23 protein-coding genes and 2 pseudogenes are annotated in these 23662 nt (G+C 45.6%); 6 read left to right on the top strand and 19 right to left on the bottom strand.

Annotation, left to right across the window (positions count from 1 at the left end):
* Positions 1-44 precede the first annotated feature (44 nt).
* The 16 genes and pseudogenes from ACI1P2_RS05425 to ACI1P2_RS05350 form a co-directional block, all read right to left on the bottom strand.
* Positions 45-827 carry a patatin-like phospholipase family protein gene (locus ACI1P2_RS05425; RefSeq protein WP_355317597.1) on the bottom strand — a complete coding sequence of 261 codons (783 nt, stop codon included), beginning with the start codon at positions 825-827 and terminating at the stop codon, positions 45-47.
* Positions 828-850: 23 nt separating this feature from the next.
* A pseudogene (gene cdaS / locus ACI1P2_RS05420) lies at positions 851-1324 on the bottom strand (sporulation-specific diadenylate cyclase CdaS); the annotation flags it as partial.
* Positions 1325-1624: 300 nt separating this feature from the next.
* Entirely contained in the window at positions 1625-2455 is an 831-nt protein-coding gene (locus ACI1P2_RS05415) for an SDR family oxidoreductase (protein ID WP_355317595.1), read from the bottom strand.
* 1170 nt (positions 2456-3625) lie between these two features.
* Positions 3626-5638, bottom strand: a complete 2013-nt coding sequence (gene tkt, locus ACI1P2_RS05410; protein WP_355317593.1) for a transketolase — start codon at positions 5636-5638, stop codon at positions 3626-3628.
* 91 nt (positions 5639-5729) lie between these two features.
* Complete coding sequence (gene alsE / locus ACI1P2_RS05405; RefSeq protein WP_282189340.1) at positions 5730-6419, bottom strand: D-allulose 6-phosphate 3-epimerase; 690 nt, start codon at positions 6417-6419, stop codon at positions 5730-5732.
* A gap of 83 nt (positions 6420-6502) precedes the next feature.
* Positions 6503-7594, bottom strand: coding sequence for a PTS fructose transporter subunit IIC (locus ACI1P2_RS05400; protein ID WP_355317591.1), 1092 nt, complete (start codon positions 7592-7594; stop codon positions 6503-6505).
* Positions 7595-7629: 35 nt separating this feature from the next.
* Complete coding sequence (locus ACI1P2_RS05395) at positions 7630-8082, bottom strand: fructose PTS transporter subunit IIA (protein WP_355317589.1); 453 nt, start codon at positions 8080-8082, stop codon at positions 7630-7632.
* Positions 8083-8105: 23 nt separating this feature from the next.
* Positions 8106-8423: a PTS fructose transporter subunit IIB gene (locus ACI1P2_RS05390; RefSeq protein ID WP_355317587.1), complete on the bottom strand. Its 318-nt coding sequence runs from the start codon at positions 8421-8423 to the stop codon at positions 8106-8108.
* Positions 8424-8425: 2 nt separating this feature from the next.
* Positions 8426-8872: a PTS sugar transporter subunit IIA gene (locus tag ACI1P2_RS05385; RefSeq protein WP_355317585.1), complete on the bottom strand. Its 447-nt coding sequence runs from the start codon at positions 8870-8872 to the stop codon at positions 8426-8428.
* Positions 8862-10352 carry a BglG family transcription antiterminator gene (locus ACI1P2_RS05380; RefSeq protein ID WP_355317583.1) on the bottom strand — a complete coding sequence of 497 codons (1491 nt, stop codon included), beginning with the start codon at positions 10350-10352 and terminating at the stop codon, positions 8862-8864. Before ACI1P2_RS05380 ends, ACI1P2_RS05385 begins: the two co-directional genes overlap by 11 nt.
* Before the next feature lie 589 nt (positions 10353-10941).
* Positions 10942-11145, bottom strand: coding sequence for a diadenylate cyclase domain-containing protein (locus ACI1P2_RS05375; protein ID WP_355317581.1), 204 nt, complete (start codon positions 11143-11145; stop codon positions 10942-10944).
* A gap of 56 nt (positions 11146-11201) precedes the next feature.
* The gene (locus tag ACI1P2_RS05370; protein WP_408976138.1) at positions 11202-11432 is read right to left on the bottom strand and encodes a hypothetical protein; all 231 of its coding nucleotides are present in this window, start codon (positions 11430-11432) and stop codon (positions 11202-11204) included.
* 126 nt (positions 11433-11558) lie between these two features.
* The gene (locus ACI1P2_RS05365) at positions 11559-12464 is read right to left on the bottom strand and encodes a LysR family transcriptional regulator (protein WP_355317579.1); all 906 of its coding nucleotides are present in this window, start codon (positions 12462-12464) and stop codon (positions 11559-11561) included.
* 164 nt (positions 12465-12628) lie between these two features.
* Positions 12629-13684 carry an LLM class flavin-dependent oxidoreductase gene (locus tag ACI1P2_RS05360; protein WP_355317577.1) on the bottom strand — a complete coding sequence of 352 codons (1056 nt, stop codon included), beginning with the start codon at positions 13682-13684 and terminating at the stop codon, positions 12629-12631.
* A gap of 42 nt (positions 13685-13726) precedes the next feature.
* Positions 13727-14269: a GNAT family N-acetyltransferase gene (locus tag ACI1P2_RS05355; protein WP_355317575.1), complete on the bottom strand. Its 543-nt coding sequence runs from the start codon at positions 14267-14269 to the stop codon at positions 13727-13729.
* Complete coding sequence (locus ACI1P2_RS05350; protein ID WP_355317573.1) at positions 14262-14756, bottom strand: DinB family protein; 495 nt, start codon at positions 14754-14756, stop codon at positions 14262-14264. The genes ACI1P2_RS05355 and ACI1P2_RS05350 overlap by 8 nt, the downstream gene beginning before the upstream one ends.
* A gap of 204 nt (positions 14757-14960) precedes the next feature.
* On the opposite strand from ACI1P2_RS05350, the gene ACI1P2_RS05345 reads away from it, so the two are divergent.
* From ACI1P2_RS05345 to ACI1P2_RS05325, 5 genes and pseudogenes are all read left to right on the top strand, one after another.
* On the top strand, positions 14961-16073 hold the full coding sequence (locus ACI1P2_RS05345) for an iron-containing alcohol dehydrogenase family protein (protein ID WP_355317571.1): 1113 nt from the start codon (positions 14961-14963) through the stop codon (positions 16071-16073).
* 31 nt (positions 16074-16104) lie between these two features.
* On the top strand, positions 16105-17187 hold the full coding sequence (locus ACI1P2_RS05340) for an ABC transporter substrate-binding protein (RefSeq protein WP_355317569.1): 1083 nt from the start codon (positions 16105-16107) through the stop codon (positions 17185-17187).
* Between the two features lie 114 nt (positions 17188-17301).
* A complete protein-coding gene (locus ACI1P2_RS05335; RefSeq protein ID WP_355317947.1) occupies positions 17302-18003 on the top strand; it encodes an ABC transporter permease subunit in 702 nt (233 codons plus the stop codon).
* 123 nt (positions 18004-18126) lie between these two features.
* Positions 18127-18801, top strand: a pseudogene (locus ACI1P2_RS05330) (ATP-binding cassette domain-containing protein); the annotation flags it as partial.
* A 28-nt stretch (positions 18802-18829) separates the two neighbouring features.
* Entirely contained in the window at positions 18830-20059 is a 1230-nt protein-coding gene (locus ACI1P2_RS05325) for an aminotransferase-like domain-containing protein (protein WP_355317565.1), read from the top strand.
* Between the two features lie 332 nt (positions 20060-20391).
* Here ACI1P2_RS05325 and ACI1P2_RS05320 read toward each other — a convergent pair whose 3' ends face one another.
* Positions 20392-21054, bottom strand: a complete 663-nt coding sequence (locus ACI1P2_RS05320) for a nitroreductase family protein (protein ID WP_355317563.1) — start codon at positions 21052-21054, stop codon at positions 20392-20394.
* A gap of 234 nt (positions 21055-21288) precedes the next feature.
* Here ACI1P2_RS05320 and ACI1P2_RS05315 point away from each other — a divergent pair, with 234 nt between their 5' ends.
* A complete protein-coding gene (locus ACI1P2_RS05315) occupies positions 21289-21693 on the top strand; it encodes a winged helix-turn-helix transcriptional regulator (RefSeq protein ID WP_355317561.1) in 405 nt (134 codons plus the stop codon).
* Positions 21694-21706: 13 nt separating this feature from the next.
* On the opposite strand, the gene ssuE is transcribed toward ACI1P2_RS05315, so the two are convergent.
* Together ssuE and ACI1P2_RS05305 are read right to left on the bottom strand one after the other, a co-directional pair.
* Entirely contained in the window at positions 21707-22264 is a 558-nt protein-coding gene (ssuE, locus tag ACI1P2_RS05310; RefSeq protein ID WP_355317559.1) for an NADPH-dependent FMN reductase, read from the bottom strand.
* 28 nt (positions 22265-22292) lie between these two features.
* Positions 22293-23630 carry an LLM class flavin-dependent oxidoreductase gene (locus tag ACI1P2_RS05305; RefSeq protein WP_355317557.1) on the bottom strand — a complete coding sequence of 446 codons (1338 nt, stop codon included), beginning with the start codon at positions 23628-23630 and terminating at the stop codon, positions 22293-22295.
* Positions 23631-23662 lie beyond the last annotated feature (32 nt).

Here is a 23662-nt window from a genome sequence, read left to right as displayed (position 1 = left end):
TAATTGAGTGCGTTCATCATTTCAATGTGTGGGCAAGAAGACGCTCATCCTTCTGCAATAACCCGGGTTAATTCAGGGATCAAGGATTCGGCGGCTTCTTCGCCCGCAGCAATACATTCCTTTATTTTGGTAAAATCAAAGGCCGCATATTGGCCTACCTCAGGGCGAATGACGAGATCAGCCATATGCAGGCTGCTATGCTTCCGTTCCGCCGTCATCAAGCTATAAGAGCGATAGACCACTTCAATCATGTTGCGTGGAGGTTTCTTTTCATGCTCACGGGCTACATCAACGGCAATAATGAAATCGACATCTTCCTTGCGCATATCCTGAATTGGCAAGTTATTCAGTACGCCGCCGTCTACAAGCATTTGATCGTTTAACATTAGAGGAGCAAATACCCCGGGAAAAGCCGAAGTCGCTCGCAGCACGGTTCCAAGATCACCTTTATCCAGAGTAACCTGCTTGCCTTCCATCAAGTCCACCGCGATCGCTTTAAAATGGATGGGAAATTGCTCAATTTTCAACTCCGCTTTATTCTGTTTCTCCAACAAATCACCTATTACCTGAATGATCCCATTTCCCGCAATCAGGCCTCGCTGCCATATGCCAACATCAATAAACCGATATTTTGGAGTATGTATAAATGTATGTTCAATCTCCGAGACTGAAATACCCGCAGCGAAAAGCCCGCCAATAACCCCTCCCATGCTGGTGCCAATGACACAGTGAATGGGAATCGTATGCTTCTCCAACGATTTTAACACACCTAAATGCGCCAGCCCGCGAACGGCCCCACCGCCTAAAACCAGACCTATTTTTCTCATATGTCATCCCATCCTGTTGTCCGTTATATTTCGATTTCATCCAATGACTCAAGTCCGCTGACGGGATGAAGCTTTCCCTTATAAGCAAAGGAAGCCCTGCCGGTCTCTTCGGATACGACCAGTACCACAGCATCAGATTGTTCCGTGAGCCCCAATGCGGCCCTGTGCCTTGTGCCCAGCTTTTGGTCACCTGCGATTTGACTGGATAAAGGCAATACATTGGCTGCAGACACAATAATGTCATTATGGATAAGGATTGCACCGTCATGCAGCGGATTTCCCGGATAAAAGATAGCCTCTAATAAAGAAAAAGTAACAGTTGCGCCAATCGGTATACCTGAGTGGATCAGCCCTTCTAATGAATCATTGCGCTGGATGACAATCAGGGCACCGTGCCTGCGGTTCATGAGATCCTAAACGGTGATGGACAAGGCCTCATAATTCATTGTAAAAGCAGATAGATAACACTGCAGATAAAATGACGCAGCCAGGGATTCCTTTACGAGGGCCTTTCTGAATGGGGGCAATTTATAAGTAAGTTTCCTTAATAAATATTACACAATTACTTGATTAAAGTGAATTAATACTCATTCTTTTCATTATTAACAATTGATAAACAAGGCGTTTTTTATAATTATAGAATGATCAATGTGATCGGCTGCTTTTGTTCAACTAACGGGAAACGTTAGTTTAATTCCAGCGGCAGTCTAAGCCTTTTTTGAAAAGGTGACTAATTAGTTTATTTTCGGCAATTGATGCCTCGTTTCTAATTGAATCAGCATTTTAAGGTACATTTATTATTCCTCTGGTTTTAGTGGTCCGTAAAAATAAGAAGCTGTTGCTCCCCCATCAATTAAAAAGTCAGAACCGGTAATGAAAGCCCCATGTGGTATCATCAGCAACTCAGCAGCATTTGCAACCTCATCAGCTGTTCCTGGAAGTCCAGCAGGGCACTTGGCAAACATATTTTTATAGAACTCTCCTCTTGGACCATTGAACTCGTCTATTGCCAATGGTGTTACGATAATTCCTGGAGAAATGGAGTTGATACGAGCTTCTCTTTCTCCCCAGCGTATAGATTCATACATAACACGCTTCACATTGCAGCGTTTCGCCAGTTGATAAGCATGCAACGTATCCTTGATATTTTCTGGTTTAAGGACTTCTAAATTAAGTAGTTCTTCAGTTGGTGTCGTTGCTAGCTGCTCATCAATTAAAGTTCCCAATGGAGGCATTCTATGTCCAGATTGACTGGAAATTGTCACACCGACTCCTCCAGGAGCAATGATCTTACCTACTTCCTCTAACAATACTGCAGTTCCGTACAAATCCACCTTCAAAATCACTTCAATAGTTGTCTGACTAGGTGACACTCCGGCTGCATTGATAAGAGCAGTAATTTCACCATATTTTTGACCTTCTGCAATAAAATTTAATATGGATTCTCTGGAGGAAATGTCCGCTTCGATAGGTACCGCATCGAATCCTGCTTCATTCATTATTTTTGTAATTACCTTGGCATTCTCTAGGTTCTTATCACCAATAATGATTTTCTTACCAAACCCGATTCTTCTAGCTATTGCCATGCCAATTTGTCCGGCACCAGTCCAAAGTACAGCTTCTTTCATTGTATTGCCTCCTCATTTATATTCTAGAATTAATTCACTTTGCTAATGGTTCGATTTGGTCAGTCGAACCAAAATTCCATGCAATTAAGGCTAAACAGTGGGGTGCTTTACTTGAGAGAATATGTAATTACGTTAAATAGAAAGATGCTACTTATTCGTATTGGAAGTTGAAAAAACCTATATCTTGTAAAACAGATAACTAAAGCAAGACGCAGGGATATCTCGGTTTCAACATAGATATGAAATATAGCTATACTTTCACATCATAGTAGTGATTTATCTTTGTTTATGGTTTTTTAATAATTGCTGGTAAAGAAGTATGAATAGCTTTTAGAGAAAATGTGGCGGCAAACGCCAGCTTAAACTTATCGCAGCGTAGGCGGCCCGTCACATAATCTGTTACTTCACTTACAACAAATCCTTGGATCCTTAAGTCCTTTCCAATGCCATGTGCAATCAGAAAGGACGTTATAAACCCACCCAATACCCGTATTAAATGATATCAGAGATTTTGACAGCTCCTTTGACATCCTTATTAGAGGTTGATTTGATGCTGCCAAGGTGCTTCACCATTTCAGATTCTTATCGTTTTATTTGGTCGCCCATTAGCAGATGCGGTACATAAAGTTCTTCCCGACTTGCAATTTCACTTGGATCCAATTTCACTGACACCGCAGTTACAGCGTCCTCCAAATGATGAATTTTGATTGTTCCTATTATTAGAATCATTACCAGTTTTTTTACAGGAGCCACTTCAGAGCAACCGGTGCCCGACGAAACTTCGCGTTTCTCTGCAATTTCAGTTACTTTCTCTACAACCCCGCGGTCTGGTCTGCCATTTTCGAATAAAAAGCCTGACCCACCCTGTCATTTTTGGAGCGATATGTTTATTCGCTCCAATCCCGTGTTAAATGGCCTTTGGCCAGAGCACTCCAGGGGATAACGCCAATGCCTTCTGTATAGCATAACGTCAGCATCTTTCTAACTGAACAGCCTACGGATTCCATTTAGAAAAACGGCAGCCAATCAATTGGCTGCCATTTAATTCTTTTGCTTATTAATTGCATGGAGTCGTCACCTTTCGATTTAGTTAGTAGGGAGCAAACATTTTACCGAGATAACGGCTCTTTTTCTATCATTTAACGGTAATCAACAGGCGTGTACATAAGCTTACTTATCAAATTGTTTAAATGTCTTTACGATATTTTCTATCGTAAATCCATACTCTTGTAGTAATTTATTAGCTGGAGCAGATGCACCAAAATGATCAATGGTAATCATTTTTCCAGCTTGTCCAACATACTCTCTCCAGCCAAATGCAGAGCCTAATTCGATGGCAACACGAGCTGTTACATGACCAGGGATCACACTTTCCTTATATTCTACTGATTGTTGTTCGAACAGATCCCAGCTTGGCATACTGACAACAGAAACATATATACCTTCACTTTCCAGCACTTGCTGTGCCTCAAGAGCAAGTGATACCTCTGAACCCGTTGTAAGTAATAGGCCTGCCACTTCTCCTTTTGATTGTGACACGACATAAGCACCCTTCTTTACACCTTCATACACAAGTTCTTGATCAACCTTTAGAGTTGGAAGATCTTGACGAGTTAATATTAAAGCAGTAGGGTGATCCTGACTTTCAAGAGCTAGACGCCATGCCGCAGCTGTTTCCTTCGCCTCGGCCGGTCTAATGACTGAAATACCAGGCATTGAACGTAATGCAGCTAAATGCTCGATTGGCTGATGAGTTGGTCCATCTTCACCTACAGCAATACTGTCATGTGTAAATACATACGTGACCGGCAATTTCATCAGGGCGGCTAGACGGATCGCTGGCCGTAAATAATCTGAGAAAACAAAGAAGGTTGCTCCAAATACTTTCATGCCGCCGTGAAGTGCCATTCCGTTTAAAGCTGCGCCCATTGCAAATTCACGAACACCAAACCAAATATTCCGTGCTGCGTAACCATCTAACGCAAAGTTCTTTTCCGAAGCAATCAGTGTTTTATTTGATCCTGCCAGGTCTGCAGAACCACCGATCATTTGGGGAATTGCTTTTGCTGCCGCATTTAAAACTTTGCTTGAGGATGCTCTCGTTGCCATTATTGAACCTGTTTCAAATACAGGCAGTGATTCTTGCCAATCATCTGGTAATCTACCTGTTACAGCACTTTCAAATTGAGCAGCAAGCTCGGGATAGGCTGCTTTGTATCCTTCAAATAATTCATTCCAAGCTTGTTCTTTTGCATTCCCTTTTTCTGCGATAAATGCAAAATGCTTTTCTACTTCTTCCGGTACAAAGAATGGTTCTTCCGATTCCCATAGATAGGCAGCTTTTGTTAGTTTCACTTCGTCCGCTCCAAGAGGCGCACCATGAATCTCTGAGGAACCTGATTTATTAGGAGAACCGAAGCCAATTGTGGTTTTTACTTCAATTAAAGTAGGATGCTCCAGATCTGCCTTCGCTACTTGAATCGCTTGTTGAATGGCTTCGATATCATTGCCGTCTTCCACACGCAGAACTTGCCATCCGTATGCTATGAACCGACCAGCTACACTTTCCGAGAAAGATAGACTTAAGTCACCATCCAGTGAAATATCATTGGAATCATACAATACAACCAAACGACCTAATTTTAAGTGACCTGCTAATGAAGCTGCTTCAGCGGATACACCCTCCATTAAATCGCCATCACCACATAGGCTGTACGTATAATGGTCAATCACATTGAACTTTTCTTTGTTGTACGTTTCAGCAAGGTGACATTCTGCCATAGCCATACCAACTGCCATGGCAATACCTTGACCAAGTGGGCCTGTTGTGGCATCTACACCTGCTGTATGTCCGAACTCAGGATGCCCAGGTGTTTTACTACCCCATTGACGGAAATTTTTCAAATCATCAATTGTTAAGCCATAGCCGAATAAATGAAGAATACTATATAAAAGAGCAGATCCATGACCAGCAGACAAGATAAATCGATCACGGTTAATCCACAATGGATTTGTTGGATTTATATTCATTTCCTTTGACCACAACGTATAAGCCAATGGAGCAGCCCCCATTGTAATTCCTGGGTGACCGGAGTTTGCTTCTTCAATTGCGTCAATGGATAGAGTTCTAATGGTATTGATTGCCAATTGGTCAATCGTTTGTTTCGTTTGTAATGGTTTCAACCTATGCCACTCCTTTATTATTTTTTAAGTGATTTCTTTTTCTTTTTAAAAAAATGAAAGAGGTGGGCGTTATCCCAACCTCTTTACATTTTTAAGATATTACTTTCCCCGTCTTATCCTCATAATCTTTACACATGATTTCCCATGATTTGACGATATCCTCATCTAATCCGAATAAACCGCTACGACCTATAATATAAATATCAGGTCCGGCTGCATCAATTCTTTTAAAGGTTTTCCGGCCAGATGATCCATCCATTTCAATGACATAGTGATATCCTTTTTCTTCACGCAGGTCTCTTAATGCTGAAATCTTATCCAAGGTGCTTTCAATAAATCGCTGCCCAGCAAACCCTGGATCTACTGTCATAATTGTAATTTTATCTACTAATTCAATATAAGGAAAAATCGTTTCAATAGGCGTTTCCGGATTTAATACTACCCCTGCTTTTAATCCGGCATCATGTATTTGATCAATTAATCGAAAAGCCAAACCATCTAATACCTCTGCATGCATGCAAATCCATTCGCACTTGATATCAATTAATTGTTGAACCCAGAAACTTGGATTCGTTACCATAAGATGAACGGACATAGGTAAATCACTGATTTTTCGCACTTCTTGGATAAACCATGGGGATAATGTAATATTCGGAACATAATGTCCATCCATGATATCAATATGATAAGAATCTACATGACGGTTTAAAAAAGTGATTTGTTCTTTAAACTTATCCAAGTCCATTGTCATCAACGAAGGTGAAAACTCCACTTTTTTCATAATATTTGTATCCTCCAAAAAGATATTTTATTTATAATTATGGCGGGGTTTGTCGTCCTCCATCATTCACTGGCTTAAGGTATTTAGATGATTTGAATATCATCTAAATCAATATCATCTTCTTCAACGTCTACTTTTTCATCTTCCTGATTTACATTTTTCTTAAGCAAAGCCAAGCTAACCCCTGTTACAAGAACATTCACAAGTATAGCTACTGCTCCAGTCCACGGTTGAGACATCGTTGGTAACATCAAAACGCCACCAAATGGAACCTGGGCATCTGCTCCTAACACCATTGTGGTTGCTCCACCTGCCGCTCCACCAATCGCTACTGCAATTACACAACGAACAATATCATTCATAACAATTGGAATGATACCTTCAACAATATTAATAACACCCATGGGAACTGCTGATTTCAAAGTCTCGACTTCTGAGCGTGAATAGATATTTTTTCTGAATATTTTTGCTATAAAGTAAGCTAACCCAAATCCGATGGGTGTTGCTGTATTTACTAATTGCAAGGCTGTAATAGGTCCATTAATCCCTTCTGCCTGTAATGTCAATACAAAGGCAAATGCAGTCTTGTTAAGAGGACCACCAAAATCAACTCCACTTAATAAACCAATAATTGCGCCAAATACTAATTTAGAAGAAGATCCTAGACCATTTAATGCATCTGTTAATAAGGATGTAAAAGCAGCGATCGGGATACCAATAATGTATACCATGATTAACCCGCCAATAATGGAACTGAAAAATGGTACTATTACAGTTGGCAATAATCCCTTAGCCCAGTTAGGAACTTTAATATGTTTAATAATAGCTATGGTCAGGTATCCCGCTACAAATCCCCCTAAAATCCCACCAATGAAACCAGCACCAATTGCGTTAGCCGTCAGACCAATAATAAAGCCTGGAGCGATCCCCGGTTTCCCTGCAATTGAATAAGAAATTCCTGTAGAAATAACGGCAGGCAGCAAACCCAAACCAAGAGCCCCCATTCTGGCCAGAGCATCCCAAAATGTAAAACTTCCTGTTAAGTCAGCACTGCTATCACCTCCAAATCCCATACCAATTGCGATTAAAAAACCGGCACCACAAACAACTGGGATCAAATATGAAATTGCTGTCAATAAATGACCTTTAAGATTTAATTTTTTTATTGCACTCATTTTACCCCTCCTTTTCCTACTGACTACAAGTCTACTTAATTACATAAAGCGGCCTGTACATCTTCAGCATTTGTGGATTGTAGCATTTTCTCAATTACATCATCATTACCTAATTTCCTTGCAAATAATGTTAATATTTTTAAATGATTTTGCGATCCACCCTTTTCATTTCCTACAGCAAAAAGAATGATACCTTTAACTCCATTCCCGTCGAGTGTCTCCCATGGGATTTCACTCTGATTAATCCCGATAGCAACTCCTATTTTTTTCACAGCAGCACTCTTACCATGGGGGATAGCAATATAATTTCCGATTCCAGTCTGTCCCACTGCCTCCCTTTCATAAATATCTTTTAAAAACCCATTAATGTCGGTAATATATTCATTTTGCAGCAACACTTCTGCTAATTCTTGAATTGCTTCTTCCTTACTACTAGCATTCATGTTGGTTTTGATTGTGCTTAAATCTATAATATCTTTAACTTCCATTTTCTCTCTCTCCTTATTTACGATTATTTTTCTTGACTTACAACTTCTGCAGCTTTTTCAATTAATTTATTTGGTGATTTAACAGCTATTTCTGTCGTAACCTGGATGATTTTCTTCCCTTCAAAACGTTCTCGTCCTGAGATTTTAACATCCACGGCCAAGATAACGACGTCTGCTTCATCGATCTGTTTTTGAGTCAGTTCATTCTCTATTCCAATCGTTCCTTGCGTTTCAATATGAATTTCATGGCCTGCTTTCTTTCCTGCATTCTGCAATTTTTCTTGTGCGATATATGTGTGTGCGATCCCAACTGTGCATGCTGCAACTCCTACTATTTTCATGATTATTCCTCCTGTTTTTTTATAATTTCTTTAATAAAATCTTCTTTTTCATGACTATTCAATAATCGGGTTATATACACTTCATCTGCTAAAGCTTTAGTGAACAAAGAAACTGCCTTCTTTATTGGAACGCTTTCATTTTCCTTTAATAAAAGGACAATCAATAAACAGATATCTTTTGTCTGGCAATCCCATGACTCTATTGGAGTTGCTAAGTGAATAAATAGAATTTGGCTTCTCTTTATTTGATCGCTTTCGATATGGGGTAGCATGACATGTTCAGCGATTAATGTGCTGCCTACCTTTTCTCTTTCGGTTAATTGATTGATGACCTCTTCTTTTTGCGAAGGACTATCCTGGCATACGATTTCAGAGATAAAAGAGAATGCTTCATCTTTTGTTTTTAACTCACAATTAAAATAAACTTGATAAAGCGAATTAATTTCCATGATAAATTTCCTCTATTTTTCTTTGAAGCCTCTTCTGGTCATCTATTGTGAACATCGCACTCACTAATAAATATGGAGTTGTAACTTCTTCCTTAATATGAACAGTAGTCAGGATCAATTCAGCATCCGAGTATTTCTCTTTTAACATTTGGACATTTCGTGATGCTACTACATCAACAATTTTCAACTCGGGAAATTTCTTTGAAACTTTTGCTTTTAAAAGTTCTGAAGTTCCAATTCCTGTCGTACACATGATTAGTGTTTTTATCAGGCGCTGATGTTGGCCTGTTTCAATTGCTTTTGCGAAATAGAGGGTGAGAAACCCATTCTCATCGTCATTTATGGCTGGTAAATTGAATTTCTCACTTACCAATTTGGATTCGTTTGTTACTCCCCAAAATACTTCTTCATACGTTACCTTAATCTGACTAAGCAAGCTGTTTTTAACTCGAATTTTATGCTCTAATCGATTAAGCAACGGTTTAATATGGTTTGCTAAATCAATAAAAATAGACTGACTGTCGATATCAATTCCTAAGCTAGTACTCATTCCTTCAATATATGCTTTCGTTATTTGGATAACTTCTGAGGAAAACGTGGAAGTTATCGCAAGAGATCCTTGCATTCTTGATGAAACCAAGTACTGATATAGAAAATAAATCTCACTATCTGGCAAAGGACTGTTTAAATATTTTTCAATATTATGGACAATAACTTTTGCAATAGGATACAAAATATCTCTTTTCATGTTTTCCATTTCTTCATTAGATATTTTATCAGTGAACAGTCTAGCAGGAACTTTTCTCGAGCGGCTTAATAGTATATACAAGTGCGAGAAAATGTTCACATTATATGGGTAGGGAATCGTTATATCTAAATCTTCTTCGATCTTTCTTAATTGATCCAATATAAGCAAAACATCGTACTGATTGAAATTAAGTTCTTGATTCCTTTTCAAATCATCAATATCAATCGTATTAAAAATTTCAATAATATCCTTGATGGCCTTTCGAATATTAACTTCTTCTCCTAGTATGGCTAGTGTTCTGTTTTTTCGCTCTAGAATTAAATTATACTTTTTAAGCTCTTCGCTCATTATTTGTTCGTCATTAAAAGTAACGGAGTCTCCTACATAATATTTACTAAATAAGTGATAAATATTTATAGGCTTAGGCGAAGATAACAATAATTCTTCCATAATCCGTTTACGTCTCTCGTTAGGAGAAAATTGTTTTTCTTTGTATTTATTATTGCCTTTTTGATAATTAATAAATTTTTCGTAATTTAGTTTATACCCTCTCCCCCTTTCAGATATAATTAATGGGCCGTCCAAGCTCTCGTTGTTAATTTTGTTTATTAACCGATATACTGTTTTTTGAGAAACATTTAGTACTTCTAGGAGATCCTCCGAAGTTACATAACCTTGATTTTTCGAAAGAAACAGTAACAATTCTTGTTCGTGGTTACCTTTTGAACTCATCTCCTTGCCTCCCTGATGTAATAATACCGTATAATATAACAAACAATTCGCTGGAAAATGACCGTTGCAACGGTCCTTTTTTAGATATTCTACGACCCTGGGAATTTCCCAGTGAAACTTTAACCTAAAATAGAAGATAAAGAACCCTGAGTCCTACGCTGAATGCATAGCGACCCTCCTATAGGTAAGCGCGCCAGAACTACAAACGAGCACACCTAACAAAAAGAAGTGCAGCATAATTAGGCACAACAGTGCTAACTGTATCAAAAAGTTACTTTAGCAGTGCGTAACCATTAAAGCGGCAGACAACTGCTCGTAAAACAGCATTGGCGCAGTTCCAAAAAACGTTGGAATATTCAAATGCTGCTTGATTCTACGAAAAACGATCTTGATCTGCCAACGCGTCTATTAATCTGTGCAATTTTTTCTGCTGCAACCTGTATACTCCAATATTCATACTGATCTGTGCCCATCCCGCTTTATACAGGATACACTCTGCCATACGGCTGATTTACGCTAATGAGTCGACATCAACTACTTCAAAAACTTATACTTGATATAGATCTCCTTTATTTGATTCTCTTTGAAGTTATGGATATCTAAAAAGGGCTGAGCTAGCACCAGCCAGGGATTCCGCTTTTTTGTACGAGTCGCCAATTTTCTCGAATTCAGATAAATGGCATTCTCCTTCATGATCAATGGCTTCCGTGAGACGAAGTATGTCCTGGGCGATTAGATTCAGATATTTTTTCAACTCGTCTTTTATGGGGGCGGCATCGCAATTTTTGGGCATAAGGCAGCACCTCATATGTATACAATATTGGTCTCATTATGCCCGTATGAATCAGGTTAGATGCAGCGGCTTGGAAAGATTTGCTTTAAATGATGCTTCATATGCTGCAAATAATCCTCAATAAGCCACTCCAATGTTTTTATCTCTCCATTTGGCAGCTTCACGGTCAGAGATAGGGCCGTTTCTCTTGGCAGGCTTGCAATAACCCGGACAATGGAACGGTTCAGGCTGACCCACAGATTAATAATCTCATCTATTGAGGTTTGCTCATAGTTTTGCTTTGCCACCCACTCATCCTGATCGTAGGGAGTGATGGTGAGCTGTGCTCAAGGCCATTTTATTACCCCTTCCGTAGTTTTCCGAAATATAACAAAAAAAAGAAAACCTGCAACAAAACGCTGCAGGTTAAGCAACTACCCTTTGACGGCACTGATTTCACGTATCTCATCCTGAAAAAAACGGTTGGAGATGATATACTGCACAATTTCCGAATGCTCTCCGTTCAGACTAATGACATTCGTCTGCAGCGCAACCCCTGTCACTTCGGCGACATCGATCGGCGAAAGAAGCCCTTCACGCACTTCTTTGCGTGCACACACCCCTGGCAGGAAGCAGATCCCGGCTTTGTTCAACACAAGCTGCTTCGCTGTCTCCGCATTATCGGTATGAATATGAATGGCCGGAGGTTTGTTCAGGCTTTGGAAAACGCGGTGTATCCGCAGCCAATCCAGCGCACCGCATTCAAAGAAGACGAACGGCTCATCTGCAATCCTGTCCAGCGATACCTCCCCCATTCGGGCAAGGGGATGGTCCGCAGACGTATAGAGGCGAATCGGGTCCTCATAATATTTCACGGATTGCAGGTATGGATGACTTATACCTCGGACAAAACCGATATCCAGCTCCCTGTTCAATACTTTTGCCGCAATGTCGTCCGTACCGGCCGTCGTCACCTTGATTTGCAGCCCCGGATATTCCCCTTTCAGCTTGGGGAGCAGCTCCGGAATAATGTAGTTGGAGACGGATACGGTACATCCGATCCGCAGCTCATTTGGAATCGTCCCCTGCTTCTGGATATGCTGCTTCCCCTTCTGGTAAATTTGCAGCACCTGCTGTGCATACGGCAGAAACTGCCTTCCTTTCTCGGTCAGCTGCACCTGCTTGCCCAGCCGGTCGAACAAGCGGCAGTCCAGCTCCCGTTCCAGGGTTTGAATTCTTGCGGTGACCGACGGCTGCGACAGGAACAATATTTCCGCTGCCTTGTTAAAGCTGCCATAATGATATACATAGACAAAAGCTTCAATATTCTCGATATTCATGGGCATTTCTCCTGATCAAATCAGAGTAGGATTATCGTTCCGAAACAAAAAGAGACCTTCAAAGCATAGCAAGCCCATGTATCTTTCTGGGTTGTATGCCTTGCAGGTCTCCGGTTGACCGGTTGATTATTCTATACTTTAAACGCAATAACCAAGTATGTCAATCAGATATTAGTGATTAAATTATGTGGCCAGATCGTGCTTGGAATTTCACGGCGCAGCACAGGAGCGACCTCGGAAGCAAAGCGCTCCATTTGCTCCCGCTGCTCCGCTTCGCTTAGGCCGTCTACGCTGATGGAGAGCACCTGATGCCCGAAAGCATCATGATATTTTAAAATCTTCTCGATCACGCTATCGGGGCTTCCCACGAGAATTGGCCCATCCTTCAAATTGTCCTCAAGGCTATCAAATGGAGACCGGTTGTGCTTCGCTGCATCCGTAGCATGGAATGTCTCGTAGTAAGGACGATAGCGCCTAATCGCCTCCTCTGTCGTGTTGGACAGGTAAAGGCTCCCCGCTCCAGCACCGACAATCGCATCCTTGGGGTCGCGTCCGTAATATTGCCAGCGCTCACGGTAATGGTCGATGAGCGCTTTGTATTTCGCAAGCGGGTGAAAGGAATTGGATGAAAACAGCGGCTCGCCGTATTTTGCGGCCAGCTCGGTGGACAGCGGACTGGAGGCGCTGCCATGCCAGACCGGAATTTGCTTCTGATATGGCCGGGGCATTGCGGTGACTTCATACAGAGGCGGACGGTATTTTCCCTGCCAGGTAACGTTCTCTTCACTCCATAATCTTCTGAGCAGTTCGTATCTCTCGGCAAGAGATTCCCATTGTTCCTCCTCCGTAATGCCGAAAAGCGGATAATGGCGTGGATCATTGCCTTTGCCGATAATCATCTCCAGACGCCCTCCGGAAAGATGATCCAATGTCGCGTAGTCCTCGGCCACCCGTACCGGATCAAGGACACTGAGCACCGTAACTGTCGTTAACAAACGGATTCGCATCGTTCTGGCTGCAATGGCGGTTAAGAGGATCGGAGGTGAAGAGGACAGAAACGGAGGCCCGTGCCGCTCCCCTACACCATAGGCGTCAAAACCCAGCTTTTCGGCAAGTATGGCCTGCTGCAGTATGTTTTGAAATTTTTGCTGCTCCGACAAGGTTTCTCCGGTAACTGCATTTCGGATATTCATCACTAGACTGAACAATACGAATTTCATGGGCGATCTCCTTGACTGCCTGATTTGTAAATGCCGGAGCAATTAATGATGAAGCCTTTCCTCCTCCCTGCTTTGAATCCAGACATTGAACAATTCGGGGTTCACAACCTTCCGCAGCAGATGCATCGTGCCGTCCCCGTTGTTGCGATCAATGGATTCGATCCGTTCATACCCTTTCCTTTCATACATATCGAGCAGCCACGGATGCTTCTCTGCCGTTGCCAGAGTAACGGCGGGCGCGCCAAGTTTATCCCGAATTATGGACTCCTCCACCCACGCCAGCAGCTTCGTGCCGACTCCGAGACCTTGATATTTGGGATCCACCGCGAACCATTTAAGGAAAGGAAGACCCGTGTCCCATAGATAGAGCTTTTCTTTCGATAATGTTAATGTAGCTGCAATTTCACCATTCATCTCCAGCACATAACATTCATTCTTCACAATATTGTCTTGTACAAGAGCCAGATCGGCATGAGCGGCCGGCCATTGCAGCTCCAGCTCACGAATCGTAACATAGGCCTCATAAATGATATATTGCAGCCTCTCGGCATCCTCCTGCACAGCAAGACGGATAATTTCACTCATGCTGCTTCACCTCCTGAGAGCGTGCGGCGACGGATGCCTGTTTAATGCGCTCAATTTGCCCGAGATGATTGTAGACATGCCTCGTAAAGCTTGCAACAATATCGGCGGCCCGCACAGTTTCTCCCTTGGCGTTCACTGCGGTCTTTTCCCAATCATGGTCGGTCAGACGTCGAAACAGAAGGGCGTTGTATTGAAGCAGATGTTCGAATAACGCCAGAATGTCGGCCGCTTCGCCATCATTTGCTTTCTGCCCGCTCACCCACGCATCTTGTTCAAAAGCCGGCAGCCTGGCCGTCGTGCCTGCCAGTATATCTCGGATCCGGAAAGAGACGACGATATTATGATCGGCAAGGTGGGACAGCACCTCGGTGACGCTCCATGATTCCGGTGCCGCCTTCCATGTCAATTGTTCTTTATTTAATCCTGCTGTCGCTTCAACCAGCTTACTGTGTGTATCAAGGTATGCCTGAATATCAACCTGACTCATCTAATTTCCTCCTCATCAATTCATCCTTGAGATGAACTTTACCAGCCCTGCTCTAATCTGACTAATAGAATCGATCTATGCTTGTATTGAAAACATCAATTAGACGGCACAGAACTGCTGATGATAGGGTTTCAATATATTACAGTTGACCCATAGGAATAATGTTATTTACATGTTGAACGTTGAAAAAGGAGTGAACGAAATATGCTCACCGTGAAAGCCCCTCATCATTATTGGAATGAACCCGATCTTTTGCAAAAAAGCGGTTCATTGATTGCGCCCTACGGCAAGAATGCGTTTATTGTTGCAGGTCAGCAAGCTCTGGAGGCGGCAGGTCCCGTGCTTCTCGAAAGTCTGGAGCAAGCGGGAATTACCCGCACCATCGCCCTGTTCGGCGGGAAGGTTACAGCAGCGGAAATTGAAGAATATACCGCCAAAGCTGCGGCACAACCAACAGATGTGGTTATTGGCGTCGGTGGAGGAAAGGCCCTTGATCTTGCCAAAGCGATCGGCGGCAGGCTGCATCTGCCGGTTGTTACCGTGCCGACTGTAGCAGCTACTTGCGCATCCTGGGCGGCCGTCTCCATCCTCTACGACGAGCTTGGGCGCTTCTCGGGGTATTTGGCGAATGAGCATTCACCGGCATTGGTGCTTGCAGACACACGGGTGCTGGCTGCTGCTCCCAAACGTTATTTAGCCTCTGGGATTGGCGACACCATTGTGAAATGGTATGAAATCGCCGTGAATTTGAGCGACGAGGCTGATGGGCTGGATGTGCAAATCGCAACCCAAACGGCCAGGCTGGCTCTCGACCGGCTGCGCCGCCACGTTTTGACGGCATATGAAACGGCCGGAAGCGGTGAAGTAACCCCGGCCCTGACGGAGACAGTCAATGACATTATCGTGCTCGCTGGTTTGGCCGGAACAGTGCAGGGGCTAAAGCCCCGTGCAGGTATCGCTCATGCTATACACAACAGCTTGACTTTTGTCCGGCAGACCGCAGGCACGCTGCACGGCGAAAAGGTAGCTTTCGGGCTGCTTGCCCAAACGGTGCTGGAAGGGCGAGCTGAACACGAAATCGGTGAGCTGGCGGCGTGGCTTCACAGCCTGAAGCTCCCGGTCACGCTCCGTGAACTGGGGATCACCGAAGTCACGCCAAGTATCGTGTCTGACATCGTCCAAAGAGTTCATCTGCGTGAAGATACGACACAGGGTCTGAGCTTTGACGTGAAGGAAGCCAGTCTTGCCGAAGCCATCCAGCAAGCGGATCAGTGGGGGCAGCGTATTCAAGAGGAAGCCGTTTTTGCGAAATCCTAGAACGAGCGTATACAGGAAAGGTGGAATCCCGGTGCTTCAAGTCAAAACATTAGCCTCCCTTGCCTCAATTTCCTTCATTATTCTTCTATTCGCCGCCGGCTGCGGCAGTAATGCTGCCTCCCCGGGGGAATCGAAGGCTGCCGCGACAGCTTCCTCCGCCCCGTCGGCAGGATCGGGCGAGACCTCAACTTCCGCTGATCTCAGCACAGTGACGCTGCGTGTCGGACAGACGGGCTGGAGCAATCTGGAGCTTGGCTTTAAAGCAGCGGGTCTGAGCGATACTCCTTATAAAGTGCAGTACAGTGTATTTCAGGGCGGCAATTTGCAGCTCGAAGCGATGGCCGCGGGCAATATTGATCTGGGCTCCACCAGTGAGATTCCTCCTCTCTTCGCTTCCCAGGCGGCAAACGGGGGTAATTTCAAAATCATTGCCTCTTTCGAATCGACCACTCTGAACCAAGAGCTTGTCATTCCGAAAGGCTCCCCGATTAAAAATGTGGCGGACCTGAAGGGTAAAAAGGTAGCTTATGTCAATGCCACAACGGCTCATTATTTCCTGGCGAAAATGCTGGAGGCAGCAGGTTTGTCCTGGTCGGATATCGAGGCCGTTCCATTATCGACGTCGGACGGTCTAAGCGCTTTGATCAGCGGCAAGGTAGATGCGCTCGCAAGCTACGGCAACGCGATTATTACCGCTCACCAGAATGGCGCGACAGAATTGGCGAGCGCAAAGGACATTTTATCCGGAAATTTCTTGTATGAAGCCACCCCCGCAGCCATTAATGATCCGGCCATACATGCGGCTATCGTCGATTATTTGACCCGTTTGAACAAATTTTACGCCTGGACGCGCAATAATCAGCAGCAGTGGGCCGAAATTACGGCAGCCAACACGAAGCAGCCTGTCGAACAGGCGCTCAATACGCTGAAGCTTGGGGAAGCACAGCGGCCCTCCAAACTCTCCTCCGACTTCGAAAAAGCGATCGCTTCCCAGCAGGAGGTTGCGGATACGTTAGCCGGGCTTGGTCTTTTAAAGAGTGACTTGGACGTTAGCTCTATATGGAGCAGGGAGTTTGAAGAAGAGCTGCAGCAAATCACGACCGAATCCAAGTAGAGAAGTGAGCTAAAGAAAGGAGAGCAACTGCCATTGAAAACGTCGAAAACCAAATTGCGCTTCCAGCGGGTGGCCCCCTGGATCATTCCCCTTCTCATTCTGCTCGCCTGGCAGATGCTCACCGGCACGGGGATTATCGCCAATCATGTGCTGCCGCAGCCTCTTCAGGTATTGAACGTTTTGATCAGCATGCTGAAATCCGGGGAGCTGTTAACGCATATCGGGATTAGCGCCAGGCGCGCTTTCAGCGGTTTTTTGATCGGCGGTGGTCTCGGCTTCCTGCTCGGATTAATCAACGGCTTCTGGCGAACGGCCGAAAAGCTGACCGACTCATCCATCCAGATGATTCGCACCATCCCCCATCTTTCCCTGATTCCGCTGGTCATTATCTGGTTCGGGATTGAGGAGCCTGCGAAGCTGGTGCTGGTCTCGCTCGGTGTATTTTTCCCCATGTATTTAAACACGTTCCACGGTATCCGCTCCATTGATCCGGGGTTGATCGAGATGGGGCAAGTATACGGGCTCAAGCGCTTCAGCCTCTATCTGCATATTTTCTTGCCGGGTGCCCTCCCTTCCATTCTTGTCGGCGTCCGCTATGCCCTTGGCATCATGTGGCTCACCCTGATTGTCGCCGAAACGGTGGCTGCCAATTCCGGCTTGGGATATATGGCTATGAATGCCCGTGAATTTTTTCAGATGGATGTCATCGTACTCAGCATCCTGATCTATGCGCTCCTGGGAAAACTGTCGGACAGCGCCGCGAAGCTGCTGGAAAAATGGTGGCTGCAGTGGAATCCGAATTATGCGTCACGATAATGGCTGAAGGGAGATAGTAACATGCCTCAGACAACAAACGGATCTCACATTCATATCCGCCAGGTATCGAAACAGTTTGACGAGCATCCGGTTTTAACGGACGTGAATGTTACGATCGAGCAAGGGGAATTTATTGCCATCGTGGGCCGTAGCGGCTGCGGCAAAAGCACGCTGCTCCGCTTAATCGCAGGCCTCGATCAGCCTTCCGCTGGCTCCATCCAGCTTGACGGCCAAAGCGCCGGAGCACTGCATGAGGATACGCGCGTTCTGTTTCAGGAGGCGCGTCTTCTTCCCTGGAAACGGGTGCTTGATAACGTACGCATCGCCGCTGCTGGCAATGACAAGACAAGCGCTGCGGAGGCGCTCGCATGGGTCGGCCTGGAGGAACGTGGTAACGATTGGCCAAGGGTGCTGTCCGGAGGGCAGAAACAGCGGGTCGCTCTGGCGCGGGCACTCGTAAGCCGGCCCCGGCTGCTGCTGCTGGATGAGCCGCTTGGTGCGCTTGATGCGTTAACCCGCATTGAAATGCAGCAGTTGATTGAACGGCTGTGGCTGGAGCAAGGATTTACCGCCATTCTCGTCACACATGATGTCAGTGAAGCTGTAACCCTGGCGGACCGTGTGCTTCTGATCGAGGATGGAAAAATCGCGATGGATATCAAGATAAGTATGGCGCGCCCACGCGAACGGGACAGCACCTTCGTCTACTTTGAGAATCTCATTCTGGACCGGGTGTTAAACAGGGACACACGCGAAACAGAGCATTTACAGTCCCGAAAGCTGACCTACTCCATTTAATCATAACTCTGTGAAAGCGGGTGTTAGGATGTCCACGCCATTCGAACTTTTTTCATTTGCCAAACGAATCCCTGCCACGCCGTCCATCGGCAGCACAACCGTCACGAAGCCGGATCATGTTCATTTATCCTTCGGCTTTGCTGCACCGCATTTATTTCCTATTGAGCAGCTGTCCCGTGCAGCTTACGAGGCTGTAGCGCAGCATGGGAGAAAAGCCCTCCAATATTCCGGCTCCAGCGGTCCGCGCAAAATCCTTGAATGGATACAGAATCGCTCGCTCGTGCACGGCATCAAGGCTGAATTGAATCAAATTATGGTCACCTATGGTTCGACTCAGGGCATTGATTTGGCGGCTAGGATGCTGCTCGATCCGGGAGATCATGTATGGGTGGAATCCCCCTCTTTTTTCAGCGCACTGCAGGCGTTTCGCACGGCAGAGGCGGTAATCACCTCTTTCCCTATTGATGAGGACGGGCTGCGCGTCGATTTGCTGGAGATTGCCCTGCTCGAAGCAGGCCGCAATAACAAGCCTATTCCCAAATTTATTTATACGATGCCAACCTACCATAATCCCGGCGGGGTCACGTTATCGAATGAACGGCGCAGACGGCTGGCTCAATTGGCGGAGGCTTATAACTTCTTCATTGTCGAAGATGATGCCTACTCGGAGCTTAATTTTAGCGGCCGCAAATCCCCTCCCCTCTATACGCTGCTTCCGGAGAGGGTCATTTACCTGAACACCTTTTCCAAAATCATTGGTCCCGGTCTGCGTCTGGGATGGATGATCGCGGACAAACGGGTGATTGAAAAAGCAAGACTGCTGAATCTTGGCGGCAGCATCGGTGTATTTACACAGGAAATTTTGGCACAGCTGCTTGATGGTTTTGCCTTTCAGGAGCATGTGGACCAGCTCATCCTGCATTACTGCGAGCAGAGAGATGTTATGGCGGAGGCAGTGCAATCGTGCTTCGGAGATCATGTGACGTTTCATTTGCCTGAAGGCGGCTTCTATATATGGCTGCAATTCGGCGAGCATGTCAATACGAGTGATTTTCTGCGGGATGCGGCCGAGCTGGGTGTCAGCTTTGTGGACGGAAAAAGCTTTTTTACAAAGCCTGAAGGCTATCAGTATGCAAGGCTCTGCTTCAGCTATGTGAGTGAGGAGCAAATCGTACGAGGCGTGAATATTTTGGCGGATGCTTATTTTGCCTATGAGGAGAAGAGACTCTTTGGACTGACAAAGCAGCGGTCTCGGTAGTGTTTGCGTTCTTTCGCAAGCTGTGAGACGCTCCGAGGACGTAGCATTCCTCCAATCGCTGTTACCCCCGAAATTTCTCTAATTATAATTTTTAGCTGTAGAAATTCGGGGGTAAAGGCGAACGCTGCCGCTTTTCCGGAATCGCTTCGTCCTCTCCGCTGCATCGTGCGTATCCATACCTGAAACCAAAATAAAATAGCTCCTTGGTCGAGCCAAAAGAGCTCCCGCGATTCGCTTTGAACAAGAAGGAAGCCCGCCAACATTTTAATAAAAAAACGCTAAGCCCTCGAATGTGACCGGCTTAGCGTTTTTTCTTATTGCTTGAATTTATATCATGCCTTAGGCATTTCGTTGAAGAAAGCGACATCCTCAATCGGCAATCTTACTGTCGGGTGTCCGGGCTTCGCCGCCTTACCGATGGCGATAAGCATAACAGGAGCGTATCTCTCCGGAATATCGAACGCTTCTACAAATTTAGCTTGATCATAGCCGCCCATCGGGACTGTATCATAGCCTTTGGCGCGGGCGACAAGCATAAGCTGCATGGATACCAATGAAACGTCAATAGATACTTTTTGGAGAACAGTCTCTGGAGGCATGCTCGCGAACATCCCTTGATAGCGTTCCACGAACGATTTAGCTGTCTCTGCAGGCATGTAGCCCGCATCCACCGCCATTCCGTAAATTTTCTCGGCCAATTTATAGGACTCCAAATCTCCGAGTACCGCAATGACAGCTGAAGCTTCAATCACCTGCTGCTGATTGAAGGCGATCGGAAGCAGTTTTTGCTTCAGCTCCTGCGAGTCGATTACGAGAAACCGCCACGGCTGCAGATTGGCACCTGAAGGAGCCAACACAGCTTGTTGCAGGATTTCGTTCATTTCCTCCCGTGAGATCTTTACTTCGGAATCATAGCTGCGGACGGACCGCCGATCTTGAATAACGTTAAAAAACTGCTGCTGCTCCCCTGCTTGGGACGATTGTGCAACGGACATGCTTCTCTCCTCCTCATAATTACTGTGCACCATAATTCACAGTATGTTCTTAAATCAAATGCAGTCGAACTATCAACTGCAACCCATCTGCTATCTCTGTTTAAGCTAAACCATAGCAGTAAAATAAGTCAGATTGTTATTATAAATTATTAAATGTATTATCTAAAGTAGACACATTATTTTTATATAGCTTTATAAAATAGACTACCTATATTATAGTCAGGAGTGATTTTTGTGGATTTGCGCAAAGAGGACGAGCTATGCCTCATCTCCATTGGTGAAGCTTTGGAGGTTGTTCGCGGAAAATGGTCTTTTTTGGTGCTTACCTTACTTAGTCTGGGTCCGCAACGATTTAATCAAATGCGAAGAAATTTAGATAACATCAGCATCAAGTCTTTAACGGATGTCCTGCGCCATTTGGAGCAATATAAAGTCATCAATCGCCAGGTGTTTCCTACCGTACCTGTAACCGTTGAATACTCGCTAACGGATAAAGGAAGGGAGTACATACCTGTGCTTCGGCAAATGCGCATATGGGGTGAAAACTGGGGGGAACATCCGAAGCTCGTTGATGATCGCAAAACCTCGTTGCAGCATAAGCAACAAACCACCCCACCAGTAATCCTAAGCCAGCCATGAGTCCATAGCTCCTTTAATGCGTTAACGTCGACCTTGGTGCATATCCGCCCAGTTCGGCCACCAGTTCGGCAAATGCGTCATCCAGACGCTCTTTTAGTTTCTCCGTTAGCTTGAACCCACCGTCTTCCAGGCGGCCCACCCATTGATCCACGGAAAATACACCGCCGAGAATGCGGGTTCCGCCCAAGGCGGCAACCACCGACTTCAGGGCGTAATCAACGGAAAGCAGATGCATGACCGACTGTCCGATGAACAGAGGTAGCACGGGCTTATCCGCAAATCCCTTTTGCGGGATCAGATCCAATATCGTTTTCAGTGCCCCCGAATAAGTGCCCTTATAGATCGGACTAGCGATAACAATAGCATCAGCCTCCTCGATCAACTCAACAGCTTGCTGGATGGCCGGATGGCTGAAATCGGCTCTCAGCAATTCCTCGGCAGGCAGCTCTGTTGCTGATACGAAAGCAACGCTGTAGCCGGCGAGCGCGAGCCGTTCTTCCAAATAGTCTGTCAGTCCGAACAAACGGGAGCCCTCCTTCGGGCTCCCAATAATAAAAACGATCCTGCTCATTGTGCTCCTCCTTATCCTGGCATCTGTTTTAAGATTGCACCGCAGTTGCCTTCTCCCTGGTATAACGGTTTTCCGGCACGGGCAGCCCGAGATTGCCACGCAGCGTGTCGCTTTCATACTCGGTTCTGTAAATACCCCTTTCCTGTAAAATCGGCACAACCTGATTCACAAAATCCTCAAGCGCTGTAGGAACAGCGGATGCAATCATAAACCCGTCAGCGGCTTCCGCTTCAAACCACGCCTGAATCTGATCCGCCACCTGCTCAGGGGTTCCGATGAAGCCGCTGCGCGGCGTCGCGGCTTGCAGCGCTACCTGTCTTAGCGTCAGCCCTTTCTCTCTGGCGTTCTTTTTAATCTTGTCCGTACCGCTTTGGAAGCTGTTTTTACCGAGATCCCCGATATCCGGGAACGGTTCGTCGAGCGGATATTGTGAGAAATCATGGTGCTCGAAAAATCTGCCCAGATAATTCAGCGCATTCTCAATGGTCACCAGTCCGGCAATCTCCTGATACTTGCGCTCGGCCTCCTCCGGCGTACTGCCGATGATCGGCGAGATGCCCGGAAAGATCAGCACCTGCTCCGGATTTCGTCCGAACGCAGCCGCGCGCGCTTTCACATCCCGATAAAATTCCGCTGCTTCCTCCAGCGTCTCATGACCTGTAAATACCGCATCCGCTTCCCTGGAGGCGTAATTTTTGCCAACCTCGGACGACCCGGCCTGGAAAACAACAGGCTGCCCCTGCTTGGAGCGGGCGATATTCAGCGGACCTTTAACGGAGAAAAACTTGCCTTGATGATTCAAAGTGTGCAGCTTCCCGGGATCGAAAAATACCCCGCTTTCCTTATCCCGCACAAAGGCGTCATCCTCCCAGGAATCCCACAGGCCGCGGGTAACCTCAAGATATTCGGTTGCGATCTCGTATCGCTTGTCATGCTCGGGATGCTCCCTGCCGCCATAGTTCAGGGCCGAGCCTTCCAGCGGGGATGTCACGACGTTCCACCCGGCGCGTCCTCCGCTGATCATGTCCAGGGAAGCGAATTGGCGGGCTACGGTAAAAGGCTCGCTGTACGTAGTCGACAATGTGCCCACAAGCCCGATATTTTTGCTTACAGCGGCCAGTGCGCTCAGGATCGTGAGCGGCTCGAACCGGTTCAGAAAGTGGGGAATCGATTTTTCGTTAATATACAAGCCGTCCGCAATAAAGATAAGGTCAAATTTGCCTTCCTCCGCCTTCCGGACCCATTGCTTGTATAATTCAAAATTCACGCTTGCGTCAGGCCGGGCATCCGGATGACGCCACATCGACGTTCCTCCGCCTACTCCGTGCAGGAGTGCCCCCAGTTTAAGCTGTTTATGCTTCGCCATGTTCCATCCTCCTCATTTATGTGTTCTGCTGT

This window comes from Paenibacillus jiangxiensis (assembly GCF_046098255.1).
Taxonomy (GTDB): Bacteria; Bacillota; Bacilli; order Paenibacillales; family Paenibacillaceae; genus Paenibacillus; species Paenibacillus jiagnxiensis.
Note: the sequence above shows the minus strand (reverse complement) of the source record. Positions and strands in the feature narration are given on the sequence as shown.